Annotated in this window: 13 protein-coding genes; 6 read left to right on the forward strand and 7 right to left on the reverse strand. The window is 46.7% G+C overall.

The window, feature by feature from the left end; genetic code table 11:
* Positions 1–3 precede the first annotated feature (3 nt).
* From porD to FEN17_RS17885, 6 genes are all read right to left on the reverse strand, one after another.
* Positions 4–933 carry a type IX secretion system protein PorD gene (gene porD, locus FEN17_RS17860; RefSeq protein WP_138366671.1) on the reverse strand — a complete coding sequence of 310 codons (930 nt, stop codon included), beginning with the start codon at positions 931–933 and terminating at the stop codon, positions 4–6.
* Entirely contained in the window at positions 918–2126 is a 1209-nt protein-coding gene (gene coaBC, locus FEN17_RS17865; RefSeq protein WP_138366672.1) for a bifunctional phosphopantothenoylcysteine decarboxylase/phosphopantothenate--cysteine ligase CoaBC, read from the reverse strand. The genes porD and coaBC overlap by 16 nt, the downstream gene beginning before the upstream one ends.
* Before the next feature lie 138 nt (positions 2127–2264).
* On the reverse strand, positions 2265–2576 hold the full coding sequence (locus FEN17_RS17870) for a DNA-directed RNA polymerase subunit omega (protein WP_138366673.1): 312 nt from the start codon (positions 2574–2576) through the stop codon (positions 2265–2267).
* Between the two features lie 48 nt (positions 2577–2624).
* Positions 2625–3548, reverse strand: coding sequence for an outer membrane protein assembly factor BamD (locus tag FEN17_RS17875; protein ID WP_138366674.1), 924 nt, complete (start codon positions 3546–3548; stop codon positions 2625–2627).
* Positions 3549–3623: 75 nt separating this feature from the next.
* Positions 3624–4244, reverse strand: a complete 621-nt coding sequence (locus tag FEN17_RS17880; RefSeq protein WP_138366675.1) for a T9SS type A sorting domain-containing protein — start codon at positions 4242–4244, stop codon at positions 3624–3626.
* 176 nt (positions 4245–4420) lie between these two features.
* On the reverse strand, positions 4421–5932 hold the full coding sequence (locus tag FEN17_RS17885) for an OstA-like protein (protein WP_229208869.1): 1512 nt from the start codon (positions 5930–5932) through the stop codon (positions 4421–4423).
* Positions 5933–6137: 205 nt separating this feature from the next.
* On the opposite strand from FEN17_RS17885, the gene tilS reads away from it, so the two are divergent.
* Complete coding sequence (tilS, locus tag FEN17_RS17890) at positions 6138–7493, forward strand: tRNA lysidine(34) synthetase TilS (RefSeq protein ID WP_138366677.1); 1356 nt, start codon at positions 6138–6140, stop codon at positions 7491–7493.
* 20 nt (positions 7494–7513) lie between these two features.
* Here tilS and FEN17_RS17895 read toward each other — a convergent pair whose 3' ends face one another.
* On the reverse strand, positions 7514–8614 hold the full coding sequence (locus FEN17_RS17895; protein ID WP_138366678.1) for a PAS domain-containing sensor histidine kinase: 1101 nt from the start codon (positions 8612–8614) through the stop codon (positions 7514–7516).
* An 83-nt stretch (positions 8615–8697) separates the two neighbouring features.
* Between FEN17_RS17895 and FEN17_RS17900 the strand changes: the two genes are divergently transcribed.
* From FEN17_RS17900 to FEN17_RS17920, 5 genes are all read left to right on the forward strand, one after another.
* Positions 8698–9306 (forward strand): sigma-70 family RNA polymerase sigma factor, encoded by a 609-nt coding sequence (locus tag FEN17_RS17900; protein ID WP_138366679.1) that lies wholly within the window; start codon positions 8698–8700, stop codon positions 9304–9306.
* Between the two features lie 157 nt (positions 9307–9463).
* Positions 9464–10519, forward strand: coding sequence for a FecR family protein (locus tag FEN17_RS17905; RefSeq protein ID WP_138366680.1), 1056 nt, complete (start codon positions 9464–9466; stop codon positions 10517–10519).
* Between the two features lie 180 nt (positions 10520–10699).
* Positions 10700–14221: a SusC/RagA family TonB-linked outer membrane protein gene (locus FEN17_RS17910; RefSeq protein ID WP_138366681.1), complete on the forward strand. Its 3522-nt coding sequence runs from the start codon at positions 10700–10702 to the stop codon at positions 14219–14221.
* 11 nt (positions 14222–14232) lie between these two features.
* Positions 14233–15675 carry a RagB/SusD family nutrient uptake outer membrane protein gene (locus FEN17_RS17915; RefSeq protein WP_171037942.1) on the forward strand — a complete coding sequence of 481 codons (1443 nt, stop codon included), beginning with the start codon at positions 14233–14235 and terminating at the stop codon, positions 15673–15675.
* The gene (locus tag FEN17_RS17920; RefSeq protein ID WP_171037943.1) at positions 15641–19312 is read left to right on the forward strand and encodes a VPS10 domain-containing protein; all 3672 of its coding nucleotides are present in this window, start codon (positions 15641–15643) and stop codon (positions 19310–19312) included. The genes FEN17_RS17915 and FEN17_RS17920 overlap by 35 nt, the downstream gene beginning before the upstream one ends.
* Position 19313 lies beyond the last annotated feature (1 nt).

The raw sequence follows: 19313 nt of genomic DNA on the forward strand, positions 1-19313 counted from the left end.
GGTTTACATGGAAAGTTTTTGATAAAGCTGCGTTTTAGTAGGGTCGAGGTTGACCAGCAATGTATAAGCCTGCGCACGTTCATTCGGCTGCGCCTCGATCAGGATCTTGTACAGTTCGTCTGACTTCGCGTCAAAAAATGAATTGATTACCACACTTGCCGGCCGCAGCTGGTTGACTTCCTTTAATGTTGTCAAAAACTCCAAAACCTTAGCCCGCGTTTCCAGTGGATTCTGCGAAGCGACATCCAGCCCAAGCCGGTAATATTTGTACAAACCTTCCCGAAAAGGTATGAATTGCTGGCTCATCAGGTTTTCAATCAGCCAATATCGGTTCTTGGAATCTCCGTTTGAATCCCAGCCCCTTTTGTTTGGAGAAGAATTCCGCGCCTGGTTCACCAGGTTAAATGCCTTTTGAACGTAAGGAGATCCGCCCATTTTGCTGAACGAATCATAGTCAAAAACCAGCGCAATGTTGGCATAATAAGCCAGAATGTATGGTAACTCCTCGGTATAGCTGTTTTCGTTAAAATAAAGCTGCGTGCTAGGGAGGTAGGTGAATGTAAAATTCTTGTCGACGTAGGTGAAAAGAACCGTTTCATAATTCGAATTATAAACCGGCCTTGAAACGATCAGCTGGGCATTTCCTTCATAATTTCCCTGCGCCAGCGACCGTGTAAGATTGACATTGAGCTTACATTTAATTTTTTCCTCTTTATTAAACTGGTCGTTCGTCCAGCGGGTATTGTTGAGAAAATCATTCATGTAAGTCTGCAACTGGCTCATCGACTGCGGATCAGTCTTTTGCTGGGCAACCAGCTGCTCATAGTTCAGATTGACAGTAAACTGAAATTCCTGCGCAGCAACATTGCGTGAAATGAAAGCCAGCAAAAGAAATAAAATCGAAAACAAACTCTTTTTCATGCCTCGCTCCATTTAGCCAAAACTATATTGAGAATATCCTGCGCCACTTCTTCTTTCGGTTTCAAATCGAATTCGTGAATTTTTTCGTCCCTGTCAATAACGGTTATTTTATTGGTATCGTGTGCAAATCCGGCACCAGGATCATTCAGCGAATTCAGGACGATAAAGTCAAGATTTTTCCGGCGCAATTTCCCGATCGCATGCTCCACTTCTTTCTCCGTTTCCAGTGCAAATCCGATCGTAAGCTGGTCTGCTCGTTTTTTGCCAGCCAATGTTCCTGCTATATCCTCTGTCTTAGTAAGTTCCAACAATAATTCGTCACCCTGTTTCTTGATTTTCTGCGTAGCAACATGAGCAGGCCGATAATCAGCCACCGCTGCCGCAAAAATGACCAGGTCATGCTGCTGAAAATGCTCTTTAGTTACCTCAAACATTTCATGCGCACTTTCAACATTCAACCTCGTAATGTTCCTGTTTGTGGTTTTCAAATGCGTTGGCCCGGTAACCAAAGTTACGCTCGCCCCGGCTGCCGCAAACGCTTCGGCGATGGCATAACCCATTTTTCCCGAAGAACGGTTGCTGATAAACCGCACAGGATCAATCGGTTCCAATGTTGGGCCCGCGGTGATAAGTACCCGCTTGTACTGCGCAACGCTTTTTTGTGAAAAGTAGGCAGAAAGTTCTGAGACAATCGTTTCCGGCTCAGCTAACCTACCGTCACCCACCAAACCACTGGCCAATTCTCCAAATTCCGGAGCGATAAAATGGTTACCAAATGCTGCTAATGCTGAGATATTCCGGGTAGTCGACGGGTGGTGAAACATGTCCACGTCCATAGCGGGTGCGAAGAAAACCGGACACCGGGCCGACAGATATACCGCAGTAAGTAAGTCGTCGCAATTCCCGGTTGCACATTTAGACAATGTTCTTGCCGTCGCAGGCGCAATCACGATCGCATCGGCCCACAAACCCAGATCCACATGGTTGTTCCAGGTTTCAGAATCTTTATCCGTGAAAGAACTTAAAACCGGATTTTGAGAAAGTACAGATAATGTCAGCGGCGTGATAAATTCCTTGGCTGAATCTGTCATCACCACCTTCACCACCGCCTGCACCTTAATGAGCAACCTGACCAACAATGCCGATTTATAAGCTGCAATGCTGCCTGTAACACCAACCAGTATTTTTTTGCCTTTGAGATTCAATGGAATGTTGTCTGAATTGCGTTTAAACCACAAATAAAGTTAAGGAGATTACGGATAGCAAAGCGAGTTTTGAAATACTGTAAATGAAAAAACCAGCTACAGAATGAATTGTGGCTGGTTTTTTCTTGCTATAAGTGACTATTCTTCGTCAGTCTCGCGATAGCTGTGGTAAGTTTTTCCTTCGATAAACTCGTCGATTGAAATGCTTCCGGCTTTCGGCATGCGCTCGTAAAACTTGGAAATTTCAATTTGCTCTCTGTTTTCGAAAACTTCCTCCAAATTGTCAACGCCTGATGCAAATTCGGCCAGCTTGTTATTAAGCTCCTCCTTCATTTTGCTTGAAATCTGACGCGCCCTTTTGGAAATCACTGATACGGATTCGTACAAGTTGCCGGTTACGTCTGCGATTTTATCGGTGTCCCGGGTAATGATCGATGGATTCGTTGCCATACCTGATTATATATGATTTGTAATTTTAAATCTGTTAAAAATTCCTGCTTATTGTGCCTTTGTACCCGCCGCGGTCGGTGTAGTCACCTTCGTAGGCTTATCAGCTGGTTCCTGCTGTGATTCTTTCAATTTCTGTCTTTCCTGCTCCGCTTTCGCGATTACCTGAATCTGTTTCTGACTGTCATCAAACATTTTCTCGGCATCGCGGTTATATTTCCCAGTCGGATATTTGTCAATTAATTCCTGATAAAATTTCACAACAGACTGGAAACGATCTTTTTGCTTGTCGCTGAAACTGTTGGATGCCAGGTTAAACTGCGATTCAACCTTCAAAAATGCCAGCTCCTCATTATATTTTGAGTCAGGAAAATCTTTCCTGAAATTTTCAATCGAAATAACGGCCGATTTAAGTGACATCGGGTTAAAGTCGCTGATCTTATGATAAAGCTTCGCACGCTCGTAAGCTTTTCTTTCCAGTTTCGACCTTAATTCCAAAATGTATCGGGTACATTCTTCACGGAAAGGGCTGTCAGGATAGGTATTAATGAAATCCTGCATCGCGGAGATCGCGGTAAATGTGCTCGTTTGATCCAGGTTAAACGGAGCAGAGTCTTTATAAAGCGAAAAAGCATGCATGTAAAATGCCTCCTGGGCATAATCGCTGCGTGCGTAAGTATCAAAAAACTTCTTGAAAAGAAACTGGCTGGTCGTGTACTGGCTCTGGTGATACTGCGTGTAAGCGTAATAAAATTGGGCTAACTCCGACTCAGTACTTCCTTTTAATAACGGAATCAACTCTTCAAACAGCAAACCAGCACGGTAAAAATCGCCTTTTTTGTAATAAGCCATTGCGGCATCATACTTCTGCTGATCCGTCCCCGTTTTCTGCAATTTGGAAAATTTACTGCAAGAGGTGATAACAAAAATTGCAATAAATAGTAAGAAATAGCTCGCTCGACTGTGTTTACGCATATTGGCTGCAAAGGTAATAAAAAAAGCTACAGCATTCATAACGAATACGTAGCTGATCTAGTGTCAAAAACTCGGCTATTGCTGATGGCGTACAAGCATTTTTTTGGTAGCTACCTTTTTGCCATCAAGCGATAGCTGGTAGAAATACAGGCCCGTAGGCATGTCCTTGGTATTGATGCGAAGTTTTCTGTCATTTTTATTCAAAGCGAATTCCTGCATTTGAGATCCGAGGACGTTATAAAAAGTCAGTTTGGCATCCCGTACGCCTGATCCGATATTGAAATCCAGTTCTGCATATTCGCTGGCAGGGTTTGGATAAATGTTCGAAACAGATATTTTATCACTCACAAATAACAATTCCTCTGCTTTCATCTGCGCTTCCACCGAGGGAGAGCGTCTTTCAATGCTTTTCTCAACAATCTCGGCGGCAAGTGCATTGTTACTGTCTACTGAACCTGCACCTGAAAAAAGGAAAGATGTATAGAAACTGTTTAACGCTTTTGGATTTTGCAAAGAAAGTGGCTTGTAATTCAACTCAGAGGCGAGGGCCGAAAATTTAAGCTGCTGTGCGGTGGCAGGTTTCTTCTTTCCCACCATGTTCAGCCGGCTGCCGCCCGGGGCTGATTGGGCACTTATTTCCTTGGTTCCAAGGACAAATGCGAGTAAGAAAATTAAGTAATGTATAGTTTTTTTCATAGCTGCTAATCAGATACTTATTGACTAATGTTTGCTGTTTTTAGTTAATAAAGTACGCTACAAAAATATAGAGAAATAATTGCATATTCAATATATATTGTGCGAACGGCAATGTTTATTTTTTGGAGAAAAAAATCATGCCGAGAAGATTCTTTTTTAACGTACCCAACAATTTTTTATAGTTCAACCCACATGGTCTTCTCCTTGGTCGGTTTTTCTTTTATTCGCCAGTTAAACCCTTCCAGCTGTCGTTCAGCCGTTTTTATTTTGGATGGAGGGATCAGTTTCCCATCCGGTTTACCTACAAATGATATTTTCTGTACATGGTTATCCAAAAAGGATAAATTCATTTTCCCGCATTCGACCCGGTTCAGTCCAATGTTTTTATTCTTGTCGTCAATCGCGTAGTAGGCGCTTTCGCCATTTCCATCCACCAGGACCTGTTTCAATTTGTTCCCGGTTTCGAAATATGCATTGATTGTCCGGCCTTTTACCTGATTAAACTGTTTTACAAGCGTATCCTCGGTGATTACGAAGGACTTACCTTTCAGCAGCATCCGGTTTATTTCATTATTGACCATAAAAGCCGTGATCGAATCTGCCTCCATCTGGTAATGCTGGTCGCTCCACAAAATCGGCTTTCTGAAAAAGCGTATGACAGAATCCGCCGTATTGTACGTGATGGAATCGCATTTGCCCTGAAAATCAGACTTGTAGATAAAAACATTTTTATTACCAATCAGCTTCCGGGTACTGTCACGCGCATTTTCATAAGAGTACAAGGTATCAGCGCGAATGTAAAGTGTATCTTCCGAAACCACATTTCTGACATAAGCGTGGCCGTAAATCTTGGAATAACCCTCTGATTTCCAGTAAAAACCTTCATCCCCATTCAATACCGTTTTATCTTTTTTAGCAACAATCACCACATTGCCTTTACCCTGACCATTATTACTTTTTCCGTCCACCACCAGCGAATCAGCGGTGAGTGTATACGTTTCGTTATCTACGGTAGTTCTTTTATGAAAAGACGACTGCGTCGACTCTGTGTTATACTGGCCTTTAGTGCCTACCACCGTCCCATCTTTATTCACGATTTTGGTCTTCCCGGTGAAGTACGACCACTTGGTAATTGAATTATAAAGCAGCGTATCCGTGGTCAATGTGTACTTTTTGTTAACCAGCTTCACACTTTTATAATAGGTAAATTCCTTCGTTTGCGTGTTGTAAAAGCCCTCTTTACTGGTCAGGACATTCTCTTCATCAACTGTTTTTCCAGGCACCTTGTAATTGGCGATGCCATTTGCCATATCATATTCGATCTTGCGTGTTGTCAAAGTCCGTTTACTGTCTTTCAAAACAGTTTTCCGGCCACTCACAATAGCAAGCCTGGTGTTACCATAATAGTAAAGCGTATCGCCGGTCACCGTAAGCGTATCTCCCTGAACGATTTTAACATTCCCGAATGCCTCAATAACATTCGTACTCATATTCTGAATCGCCAGCTTGCTGTACAAAAGCGCACCTTTGTGCTTGAAAATACCATTGGTAACCCTCCGCGAATCGATACCATTTACATTCAGGATTTCCAGCTCATCCGATTTCAAAATCTCGATCAAATCCTCACTTTGAAGAGGCTGAGATGGAGTTAAAGTCTTCTGTGCCAGCGTGTACTGTGAAAATATCAATAAGGAAAAGAACGAATAATAAAAAAGCTTATTTTTAATAAGGATGACGCGCGAATGTTTTAAACAGTTGCAGTTTTGTGTATATTTTTTTTTCTTCATGTCGTTTGTCTTTCCCTAACTTTGAAAGCGTACCTGGTCATTTAGTGAGAAACATGCTCAACCCGGTTACGCCGAAATTACATCAAATACGTCGCTCAGGTTCACTTTGGATTCGTTTTTAACTTTTATTAACCAGTTTGGCCTGGATTTCAAAGAGGGCCGGACACTTCTGACGGTGAGCGGCGGGATCGACTCTGTGGTGCTGGCTAATTTGTTCCACAAAATGGGATTCAAGGCTGGAATAGCACATTGCAATTTTGGTTTGAGAGGGGAGGAGTCGGATGAAGATGAGCGGTTTGTGCGTGCACTTGCAGCGCATTATGGTTTTGATTTTTATGTTAAAAACTTCGACGTAAAAGGTTTTGTCAAAGACCATGCAATGTCCACGCAGATGGCGGCGAGGGAGTTACGCTACAAATGGTTTGAGGAAATCAGGGAGCGCCATCATTATCGGTGGATTGCCACCGCGCATCACGCCAATGATTCCTTTGAAACCGTGCTCTTGAATCTCGCCCGCGGGACCGGACTGGCAGGACTTCATGGAATTTCCGGAATTAATGGAATGTTGGTCAGGCCCTTGCTTTACGCAACACGATCCGACATTGAAGCATACGCTGAAAAGTATGACATGAAATGGCGGGAAGATCGCTCCAACGACAGCGACGATTACAAGAGAAATCTTCTGCGACATCATGCCATGCCGGTTTTCAAAAGGCTAAACCCCTCGCTGGAACAGACTTTCAAGAAGACTTCCGAAAAGCTTAAATCCGCTGATAATCTCCTGAACGAATTTTTAGCGGGTTGGGCAGCTAATGTTATCGAGTTTGACAGAAAACAGGTGAAGATCAAAATTGATCAGATCAAATCTGCCAGTGAGCCGGAATATCGTTTATGGCATATCGTTCAAAAATACGGCTTTCAGTATGGCCAGATAGCGCAAATTTTGCAATTGATTGGAGCAGTCTCCGGGAGTATTTTTATGTCTGCCACCCATCGGCTCTTAGTTGACCGACAACATTTGATCATCAAAGAAAAGAAAAATGGAATAGCAGAGGAAAGTTACACCGTCACTGAAATACAAGACCAAATTCTGACAGGCGGGGTAATGCTGACTTTCACAAAAATGGATGGAAGCGCTTTGAAAAATCTCAGCACCGACCATAACACACTGCTCGTGGAAGAAAGGATGTTGATATTTCCGCTCACCATCAGGAGCTGGCAGCAAGGCGATAAATTTCAGCCATTTGGAATGCAGGGTAAGCAAAAAAAGATAAGCGACTTATTAATTGACAGAAAATTAAGCCTCTTTGAGAAAGAAGAAGTGCAGGTTTTAATAAATGGCAATGACGATATCATTTGGGTAATCGGATACCAGTCAGACGAACGCTACCGAGTCGGCAAAAATCCACTAACTGTGCTTCAAATCAAGGCAATGCCAGGCCCAGAGGACAAGCTATTTTAACGGCAAAAGATATACGTCTTTTATACCGGCCTGTCTTTAAACATTAAGGTGAACTGCGCTCCCTGATTAGGTTGGCTTTCCAGCGAAATACTCCCGCCCAGATTGGTGATCTGATTATAGATCAGGAAAAGCCCGACGCCTTTTCCGTCAGCGTGATCATGAAACGTTTGGCTTAAACCGAAAACTTTATCCTTGACAGCATCCATATCAAAGCCAAGCCCCCGGTCAGAATAAATCAACCGGGTGGCTCCGGCAGACTTCTTCGAAACCAGGAAAATTTCGGGATTTTTGCCTGGAATCGCATATTTGATGGAATTTGTAATCAAGTTGAGAAAGGTACTTTCCAGGTAGGCGCGGTTGTAAGTCACCGATCTTGCCTCAGAAACGTCTATATGGAAATTTGCCTTGGAATTGTGTATCAACGATTTTAGCGAATTTCTGACCTTATTGAGAGATTCTTCAATGTCCAGTTCTTCTATTTTGACCGTCAAAAGGTCTTTTTTTAATAGGACGTCGACATAATTGTTTAATGTGTCTTTCAGGCTTTCTGCGGCGGATTTGAGAATCGCCAAAAACTGGATCGTCTCCTGGTCTGTAATTGTGGAGGTATCCATTAGGTCAAAAACCGAAAGTAAATTACTCACCGGCGACCGAAGGTCGTGCGAGGTGGTGTAAGTCAGCTGTTTAAGATCGCGATTAATCTTTGTAAGGCTGGTGATGAGCACATTACGGTCTCTTTCAAGAACTTTCAGGTGCGTAATGTTTTTGGCTGTTGCGTAAACGAGCTGTTCTTCGTATCGTGGAATGGAGTTCCAGGAAAGCCAGACAACTTCACCGGTTTTGGTCAGGTAACGATTTTCGTAATTCAGGAGCGGAATGTTGTTTTTAAGATTTTCCCGATATTGGCGGGTAATATTGCGGTCTTCCGGATGAATGAAAGAGTCAATTGGTCGGCTCAACATTTCTTCCTTGCTGTATTCCAGCAAATTCGATACGGCCGGGTTGATTTCTTTGAAAAAACCGTCGAACCCTGCGATACAAAGCAGGTCTGCCGATTTTTCAAAAAATACTTCTTTATCAATCTTCTTTGCAGATGACAGGTAAGTAGAGGGTGCTTTCATGAGGATTTGGGGAGTTGCCATAAATTTATAGCAGACCAAACAAAAAACAGTATCCAATGTAGAATTATTTGAATAATTTTTTTATGACACCAGGAGCTGATCAGACGGGTAGTGATTTGTATGCGACACTGCCCGATGAAATGTTGGGGAGACTATTGTTTACCGGCGATTCCAGGGCGTATGAGGCTATTTACCGGCGGCACTGGAAGTCTCTTTTTTCGATCGCGACCTGGAAAACGAATAGTCAGATTGTCGCAGAAGAACTTGTACAGGAACTGTTTATGAGGTTGTGGGAGAACCGTGAAAAGACCTTCATCGAAAATCCGGAAGCCTACCTGAAAACGGCGCTTAGATACAGCATTATAAGTTTCATCAAGGCGAAACTCATCCACGCACAAGCCGAGTTAGGAGAAGCCTCAAACCAGGCAACCGATCAGCTGGCGGATACCAGCGTCGGTTTGGCGGAGTTGTCTGATGCCTTGGAAGACGCGCTGAATTTGCTTCCTGCCAAAACCCGTCTCGTGTTTCAGATGAGCCGTTTCGAGCAGCGCTCTACGGCTGAAATAGCAACGCTGCTTGGCTTGTCAGACCGCGCGGTCGAGTACCATATCACGCAGTCGCTAAGTTTGCTGCGGCTCAGGCTGAAAGATTATCTTTCCTACTCCATCGTCGCCTCTTTTCTCCTGTCTTGAATATCACTGCCCAGCTTCATTTTAATATTTCATTATTTCAAGAATCTTTTCTCTTACCTAGTATTTATTTGGCATTTTTCAAATAACTGCAAATTTCTTTTACGGTAACAGGGACATTTTCATACTATATCATTGAAACCACTGGTATTGCTATAAAATGAACCGTTCCGCACTTCTTCAACTACTTACCCGCTACGAAGCCCGTACCTGCACACCTGAGGAATGCCAGTTGGTGGAACAATGGTATGAATTGCTGGGAGAGCCATTTGAAATTCCGATGACAGAGGATCAGTGGGTTGCGATGGAGCAGAAGCTGTGGAGCCAGGTGAAGCCACGGGAATTGGAATTGCATGCTGCGCCCGAGCCTTTTGTAAAACCTATGTGGCGCAAGGCAATGTTGATCGCCGCCGGAATAGCTGCTGTCATCGCCATCGCTATCGGGTTGAACTGGAACCTGCATTCGCTGCCTCACTGGTTTGGCCGGGAGCAATCCCTGATCGACCAGGTGGAGCAAACAACCTGGACGCAGTATCAGAATGAAACAGAAAAATTGAAAGAAGTAAAGCTGCCGGACGGCAGTATAGTCACCCTGTCGCCGCATGCGCAACTGGCAGTGCATAAAGCATTTAATAAACAAAACCGGGATGTCCGGCTTTTGGGAGAGGCCGGTTTTAATGTACACCGTGATCCCGCCAGGCCATTTCTCGTTTACTCCGGCGACATTGTGACGAAAGTGCTAGGTACTACATTCCAGGTCCGGGCAGGCAATGCGGGGCAGCCCATCCAGGTGACGGTAAAAAGTGGTAAAGTGACCGTCTACCGGCAGGCGGCCAAAGACCTGACCAATGTTAGTCCCAATCGCGGCGTAATCCTGACTCCCAACCAAAAAGCGACTTATTACCCTGATAATAAGCAGTTTGTCACAAGCATTTCGGAAGATCCGCAGCCAATAACAACTACCATGTCGGACAACGTCGCGCCGGTTTCATTGGAATTTCTGGACACGCCGATTGAAGCGGTCATTGCCCGGCTGGAAAAAATTTACGGTGTTGAAATTGAGTTGGAACAAGATAGCCTGCGGCATTGCCCGTTTACCGGAGATCTTACGCGCCAGGCCTTATATACCAAACTGGAACTGCTTTGCGGAACGATCAACGGGAGCTATGAAGTGCGGGGGACCAAAATTCTGATCACCGGCAAAGGTTGCCAATAACCACCTAAAACCCCGACCAATATGCGCTGAACTTTATCTGACTTCCGGAAATGAAATCGGTACCGTTGCACCGGTACCGATCTTCTCCGCCCTTCCTGTATCTCGCAGAACATCCATTTCGGGGTGTGACAGGGCTGTTTTTGCTAAATCCTAAACAAAACTTAACAAACATTCGAAAGTATGAAAGACCGTTTACATTGTCAAACCTGGCTTTGGGTAGTTATGAAACATTCCGTCTACCAATTTATCCTGGCTGCTTTTTTTATGACTGCCATTCAGGCGCGGGACATTCACGCCCAAAACCTGCTGGAACGCGTCGTTACCGTTCACCTCGATCAGACAGACCTGGGCACATTCCTGAAAACCCTTGAAAAATCGACCGGGGTTGATTTCGTATATAGTTCAAAGGCCATAGGCGCGCAGCGAAAATTATCGGTTCACCAGGATAACCAGAAACTGGCGTATGTGCTGGAAACATCATTAAAGCCTATGAACATCAGTTTCCGGCTGGTAGAGGGCTCCATACTTTTGCATCGGTCTTCCGCGGAAATCCCTGCCACAGGCGGTGATCCCGAAAGCAGGACGGGTGCATTATTCGGGACTAATCCTCAGGATATCAACATTACAGGTACCGTCAAAGACGAAAAAGGAGAGGGGCTGCCTGGCGTAAGTGTGGTCGTGAAAGGAACGCAGCGTGGGACTGTCAGCACTGCCGATGGCGCGTTCAACATTGGCGTCACTTCGGAGAGTGATATGCTGGTGTTTTCATTTGTGGGTTATTTGTCGCAGGAAGTTTCTGTGGGAAACCGGAAGAAGATCGACGTAACGTTGGCGACGGATACAAAAGCCCTGGAAGAAGTAATGGTGGTGGGATATGGTACGCAGAAAAAATCCGATCTCACCGGCTCGGTAAGTTCTGTAAAAGGCGCCGATCTCACGCGGCTGCCTACCCAGCGGGTGGACCAGGCTTTGCAGGGCCGCGCGGCGGGCGTGATGGTGCAGAATACCGATGGCGCGCCGGGCGGTAATGCGATCATCCGGGTAAGAGGCGGCAACTCCATCACGGGCGGTAACAATGCGCTGGTGGTAGTGGATGGCATTCAGGGAGTGAACATTACCACGATTAACCCGAATGACATTGAATCGCTGGAAGTTTTGAAAGACGCATCGGCCACGGCGATTTACGGCGCGCGCGGAGCCAATGGTGTTATTCTGATCACAACAAAAAGAGGCGCGTCGGGAAAAGCAGTTTTCAACTATGGTTTCAGTATGGGCGTGCAAACGCTGAACCACAAGCTGGACCTGATGAATGCGGGCGACTATGCGCGTAAGTCCAATGATTGGGCGGCAACGCAAAATGGTACTGCCGCTGCGCCTATCCAGCCTGTGATCCCTTTTTCAAGTGAACAAATTGCGAAGCTGGATGCACAGGGTGGTACCGACTGGCAAAATGAGATATTCCGTCGCGGAAAAATGCAGAACCACCAGCTGTCAATCAGCGGGGGCAATGAATCTGCACGGTTTTTTGTCTCGGCCGGATATATGAACCAGCAGGGTATCGTGCTGAATACCAAGTACGCCCGCTATAATTTGCGGAGTAACCTGGATTTCAAAGTGACGAGCTGGATGAATGCCGGTATTAACCTGAATGTGATCAGGGACAAAGGAAATGTGCCGCCGGTAGGGGAAGGTACCCGTTTTGGTGATATCCTGGGGCAGGTAATCAATACCGTCGCCCGGTTTGATCCGATTACTCCGGTGTATGATGCCAATGGAAATTATAATACGAAAGCATTAAAAGGCGGGCCGGATGGATCGAAAATATATGCGGACAATGATGTCTGGAACCCGGTAGCTACTGCTTTGGAGACCAAGTCAGAGAAGAATAACATTACAAACGAGATCGCCACTTTTCTTGATTTTAAATTGCTGAAAGGGTTATCGCTGCGGGTTACGGGGGCAGGTAGCATCAATTCCAATGACGAGCAGCATTATTACAGCACCAAAACCCAGCCCGGCCGCGGCGTAAACGGAACAGGTGACCTGGCAGATAACAAGTACCAGTATTTTCAGAATTCCAATATCCTGACCTACAACCATACTTTTGCCAAAAAACATGCGCTGACCATCACAGGCGTGGCAGAGCAGCAGCTGATACAATCCAAAAGCTCATTCATTTCGGCCCAGGGCTTTTTTAGTGATCAAACCGGTATCAATGACCTGGGTGGCGCATCCCAGATTAATGAACGCTATAATTCACAGTATAAGCAAGTCCTGAATTCTTTTCTGGGCAGGGTCAATTATGTTTTTGATGAAAAGTACATGATTACGGCCAGCTATCGTGCGGACGGTTCTTCGGTTTTTGGTGCCAATAATAAATGGGGATATTTCCCATCCGCGGCTGCGGCCTGGCGGATTTCGCAGGAAGAATTTTTGAAGAATGTAAATGTGATTTCCAACCTGAAACTGCGCGGAAGCTGGGGGAAAACAGGTAACCAGGCCATCCAGCCCTATCAGACGCTGGCCACAGTTGCATCCGGTTTTAACTACGCTTACGACGGCACCGATTCGCCCAACATTGGTTTCCAGCTGGGTAGGGCTTCAAATCCCAACCTGAAATGGGAAACGACGGCGCAGACAAACATTGGTTTGGACCTCGGGCTATTCGGAGAGCGGCTGGTAGCAACGGTGGATGTTTATAAAAAGAAAACAAGCGACCTTTTGCTCAACAAACAGGTGGAAGCATACACCGGTTTCAGTACGATCCTTTCCAATGTAGGTGCCATCGAAAATAAGGGACTTGAAATATCCCTGGGTGGTAAACCGCTGACAGGCAGCAATCTGAGATGGAATACGTCAGTAAACGTGTCTTTCAACCGGAGCAAGGTACTGGCCCTGCTGGACAATGCGCCCCTGGCGATCCGCACGAATACAGGCGGCGGCTATCAGATTTACGGAAGCGGCTTTTCACTCAAATATTTGCAGGTAGGGCAGCCGGTAGACCAGATGCGCGGATATGTAAACCTGGGTACCTGGAGCGAGGCGGAACGGGATCAGGCCAGGGCGATGGGACAGGCGCCCGGCGAGGCGAAATGGAAGGATGTGAATGGGGATGGAAAAATTACGAGGGATGGTGACGGTCTGGAAACGATCGGGAATGCTTCGCCAAAGTTTATTTACGGCTGGAACAACAGTGTCAGCTTCAAAAACTTTGACCTAACTTTTCTGGTGCAGGGCAGTTATGGCAATGATATTTTCAATGCGGTGCGCATCAAAACCGAGAACCCTTCAAACGGGCTGAGCAGCAATCTCAAAAACAGGTGGACAGCAGAAAACCAAAACACCAGCGTGCCTGCGTTTATTGGCTCACGTGAGCGAAACCTGCTGGAACTAGGCGCTAACCAGACGGCCGGCATCGGCGCCGATCAGCGGTCAAGCCGGTGGGTTGAGGACGGTTCTTACCTGCGGATGAAAAACGTAACCCTGAACTACACGATTCCTGCGGCTATTGCCAGTAAAATCGGTGCCAGCAGGCTCGCAGCTTATGTTACCGCCATCAATTTATTTACGCTCACCAAATACACAGGTTACGATCCCGAGGTAAGTTCATTTAATGCCGGCGGGGCAGGCGGGTCGGGTATTGACCTAAGTAATTACCCGACGTCGAAAGTGTACATGGTTGGGGTTAATCTCACATTTTAAAAATGATCACGATGAAAAAGAACATCATATATCAGGCCATCACATTACTTATCACAATCGGCGGTTTTTCCTGTCAAAGCCTGGAAGAAGCGCCCGAGGGTATATCCACGCCCCAGAATTTTTACGCAACAGTCGATCAGTGTGAAGCGGCTTATGCCGGTTCCATGAACGCGCTTTTTGTGGAGTGGGGCGGCTATCAGAACATTCCGGCTTTTCCGGACGGGCAGTTCAACGGTACCAGTCTCGATATTGCTTCCACCTCGTTTAATGATTTGTGGAGCTGGCATTACAAGGCGATTTCCAATGTGAATGCGGTTTTAGAAGCGGTAAAAGCAGGGAGTCTGGCAGGTAATCCGCAGGAGAATATTGACAATGTTGTAGCGCAGGGACGGTTCTTGCGCGCTTTCAACTATTTTACACTGGTGCGCTTGTATGGCAAGATCCCATACCTCACCGAAGATACGCCCGATCCGGTATCCACCCCTCTCACACCCGAATCACGGCTGGAAATTGCGGCGGTCTACGATTTGCTTGAAGCCGACCTCAACTTCGCTGCCGAGCACCTGGGCGATTATGATGCGGGTACCCCGGGTAAACCCAACAAGTGGATTGCGAAGGGATACCTCGCCAAAGTGTATTTGACCCGCGCGACGGCACCACTTAATCAAGTGGAAAACTATGCAAAAGCCCGCGATGTGGCCAATGATGTGATCACGAATGGTCCTTACAAGCTGCTTCCGAACGTGCAGGATGTGTTTAAAACGGCCAACAATCACAGCATGGAAGTACTGTTCGCATTTCATACGACTGCGCAAACGCCGTACATGCCCGGCAATGCCTGGGCGCCTTCGGAAATGGACGGGTGGAGCGGCGGCCCGGTAAAGACCAACTGGGCCACAGACATTTATCCCGAGCAGCCCCGCAAGCACAACTATCTGCTGCTGGATTTCACATCCGATATTTACGATCCTGCGGCACCGATCATCAACTGGTCCAAGTCTGCGGACGGGGTACCTTACATCGGTAAGTATAATATGCCAAACCTTACTTACGATCAACAAGTTAGCGGTGGAAATTCAGGTATAGAAATGAAGCTGCTGCGGTTTGCCGATATACTGCTGATCTACGCGGAAGCCGCTAACATGGCAGGTTCCGGCCCGACCCAGCTGGCCGTGGACCGCCTCAATATGATTATCGACCGCGCCAATGCGGGCACCGGAAAAGAAGCCAGGGCAACATTGGCTCTGACCAAGGCGCAATTTGACCAGAAAGTGCTTGATGAAAGAAGCTTCGAGCTCTGTTTTGAAAATGACCGCTATTTTGATGTGTTAAGAAAGCGGATTTTGAAGGAAGTCAACTTGCCCGACAATGCCCAAGGCTTCGATGAAAATGATTATCTGTTGCCCATACCACCCCTTGATGCCAAAGCAATCGGGCAAAATCCGGGCTACTGATCGGGGAATGTTTATGATTATGTATTTTAAAAAGATATGCCGCACGCTACTTTCCGGTGGTGTCCTGGCAGGTGTTTTCGCCTTTCCGTCTATATCTCAGGTTGGTCAGTCGCGCAATGATCAGCAACCACATTGGGAGAAGATTTCAAGCAGAAATCCGGCTGGAAAAGACCCGTGGGGGTACGTCGGCTTTGGTGGGGGAGGTGCGATGTTTTATCCGGCAGTAAGCCCTCACAACCCAAACCGCGCCATGGTGGCCTGTGATATGACGGGTTCTTTTGCCACAAATGACGGCGGAAAATCCTGGCAAATGTTCAATCTCAGAGGGCCGGTCAGTTACTTCGTCTATGATCCAGCCGATTCGAACACGGTTTATGCAAATTCCATCGGCTTGTATAAAAGTACCGATCAGGGCAGCACCTGGTCACTTCTTTATCCGAGCCCGGCTGATGTGAGCGGGATCGTTTCACAGGGTGATCATGCCAATGAACAATTGGTCACCAAGGATAGCACTATACGGAAAGTGCTGGCTTTCGCTGTCGACCCGGCTGATTCTAAAAGCCTATATGCAGTGATTTCCATCGATGAAAAATCCGCTTTTTACACATCAAAAAACGGCGGTATAACCTGGCAGAAGGAAAGAGAACTAGAAGGAAAAACGAAAAACATTTACATTAATCCCGGCTCACCGCTGAATGACCGGACGGTATATGTTTGTGGTCAAAATAGCATCATGAAGCGTGAAAAAGGCATTTGGAAAACTACTATAAATCCTGGTGTTGAAGAGCTTACCGTATTTTCGGGTGGTTTTGATAAAAAAAGCAACCAGTACATCATTTATGCTATTTCGGGTACATCCTATTTTAATCTCAAGAAAGAAAAATCAGGCATTTACTACACAAAAGATGGCGGGGAAACCTGGGAAAACCGGCAGGCAGGGCTGACTAAGTTTACTGTAAAAGGCGCAGCAGTGCCCGAGTGGCGGACGATTGCCACCAGCGCTCTGCATCCGGAAGTGGTGTACGTCTCGTATGCCAATTTGAAAGTGCATACCGATACGACCAGCATTGGTGTGGCTAAAAGCGAAGATTTCGGTTTAACGTGGAAACTGGCCTGGAAAGATAACCTTACCTCAAAAGGCGCAGTCGTTTCTGCGAATTTTGAAAATGATTGGGTTACCGAACGTTTCGGGCCGGGCTGGGGAGAAAATCCGTTTTCGATCGGTGTGTCACCTTCGAACCCGGATATTTGTTACGCGACGGATTTCGGGCGGGCGATCAAGTCAAATAATGGTGGTAAAAGCTGGGAGCAGGTTTATACAAAGAAGAAAGACGCTGGCGGCTGGGTATCCCGGGGGTTGGAAGTGACAACTAGCTATGCCATCGTTTTTGATCCGTTTGATAAAAACCATGTATTTATTGCCAACACCGACATTGGCCTCATGGAAAGTCGCGATGGGGGAGAAGGCTGGCTGAGCGCGACGCAGCACAACGGTGTTCCGGATGCCTGGGCAAACAGTACTTACTGGCTGGAATTTGATCCCAAAGTAAAAGGCCGCATCTGGGCGGTGATGAGCGGAACACACGATTTGCCGAGACCCAAAATGTGGCGGAAAAGCGGCGTGAAAGATTATAAGGGCGGCGTTTTGCTGAGCGAAGACGCCGGAAAATCCTGGAAGCCAGTAAGTCAGGACATTGGAGACGGAGCGATGACCCATATCCTGATTGACCCGGCGAGCGATCCGGGAAGCCGGACATTATATGTCTGCGTTTTTGGAAAAGGTGTGTACAAATCCAGCGACGGCGGCAAATCCTGGCAGCAGAAAAACAAAGGAATTGAGGGCGCTGAGCCTTTCGCGTGGCGCATTTTGAAAAGAGAAAAAGACAACCATCTATTCCTGATCGTCAACCGGAGAAGCGAAGACGGCAGCCTGGGTGCGGGCGATGGCGCATTGTATCGCTCCACAGACGGGGCTGAGTCCTGGACAAAAGTAACATTGCCGGCAGGAACCAATGCTCCGACCAGTCTGGCAGTGGATCCGGAAAATGCGGGCAAGCTGATACTTTCTGCGTGGGGCAGGAGAGCCAGCGGTAACTTCTCCCCGGATACGGGCGGCGGGATTTTTATTTCGGACAATGACGGGAAATCCTGGAAGCAGGTGATGGAAAACGATCAGCATATTCACGACATTACGTATGATCCGCGAGTAAAAACCTTTTATGCCTGCGGGTTCAACGGTGCTGCTTACAGGTCGGAGGATTCGGGTAATTCCTGGTCGCGACTGGAAGGCTACGATTTTAAATGGGGAAAGCGGGTGGAGCCTGATCCCCAAGATCCCGCGAAGGTTTATATCGTCACATTTGGCGGTGGTATCTGGCACGGACCGGCAAAATCGGAAGAAAAAAAACAGAGTCTTATTCACGAGATTAATCATAAAGAAATCCCCGCGGGAAAAACGGCCATCGCCATCACCGGCGCAACCATTATCGACGGAAATGGGGGAGAGCCTATGCAGAATGGTTGTGTGGTTGTGGAAAATGGGAAAATTACGGGTGTTGGAAAAAACGGTAAGATCGCTATCCCTGCAGGCGCCGAAATCGTGGATGGAAAAGGCATGTCACTTTTACCTGGTTTTATCGACTCTCATTTTCATCTCGACGGCGAAAATGGGCTGACTTCCCTTTTCTTACAGCACGGTGTCACTTCGCTGCGTGACCCCGGTGCGTGGATTGAGGCTTATGACGGCGAAAGGAAATCAGGAAAGCCAGTGCCCAGACTGTTCCTCGCCGATCCGCATCTGGATATGTTTCCGCCCGCATACCCGAAGGATGCCTACGTGGTGCGCGATGCTTTGGAGGCTGTGAATCAGGTCAATAGGATGGCCGACCGCGGCGCATCGGTGATAAAAGTGTATTTCAGGTTACCGCCGGGGATCATTGAGGAAGTATGCAAAGCAGCCCACAAACGCGGCTTGCCAGTGACAGGCCATCTGGAAACCACGGAGGCGATGGAGGCCATTAATGCAGGTCTCGACGGAATCGAGCACATTACTTCATTCGGACTTTCATTACAACCGCAAATTGATGGTGAAAAATACCGGCAAATGGTGCTGGCCGATAATAATGCAAGAAAAAAGGGTCGGTATGATGTTTGGAATAAATTGGACCTCAACGGGTGGCGCGTGGATACATTGCTTCATTTTTTGGTAAAAAAGGGCACATTCGTAAGCCCGACACTCGGTGCATTTGAATACCAGGCTCCTGCTAAGCGTCAAAAATTGCTGATAGATTCTGTAAAATTGTCGGGCTTCAATAATATGAAAGCGTTGACAGCCAAACTGAAAAAAGGTGGAGCCAAAATTGTGCTTGGCTCGCATTCCATGATCGAATATGCCGAAACCGGCTGGGCATTTCAGCGGGAACTGGAACTATTTGTCGAAAGCGGGATCAGTCCGTCAGAAGCCATCGTAGCAGCTACGATGGAAAACGCCCGGTTTTTCCGCGTAGCTGACAGGCTGGGAAGCATTGAAGTGGGCAAGATTGCCGACTTGATTTTAATAAAAGGAAATCCGGTTGACAATATCAGGGCTGCCAGAAATGTGATGAAGGTAATGTTAAATGGGGTTTGGGTTAAATAGA

It is taken from the genome of Dyadobacter luticola, from assembly GCF_005860805.1.
Taxonomy (GTDB): Bacteria; Bacteroidota; Bacteroidia; order Cytophagales; family Spirosomataceae; genus Dyadobacter; species Dyadobacter luticola.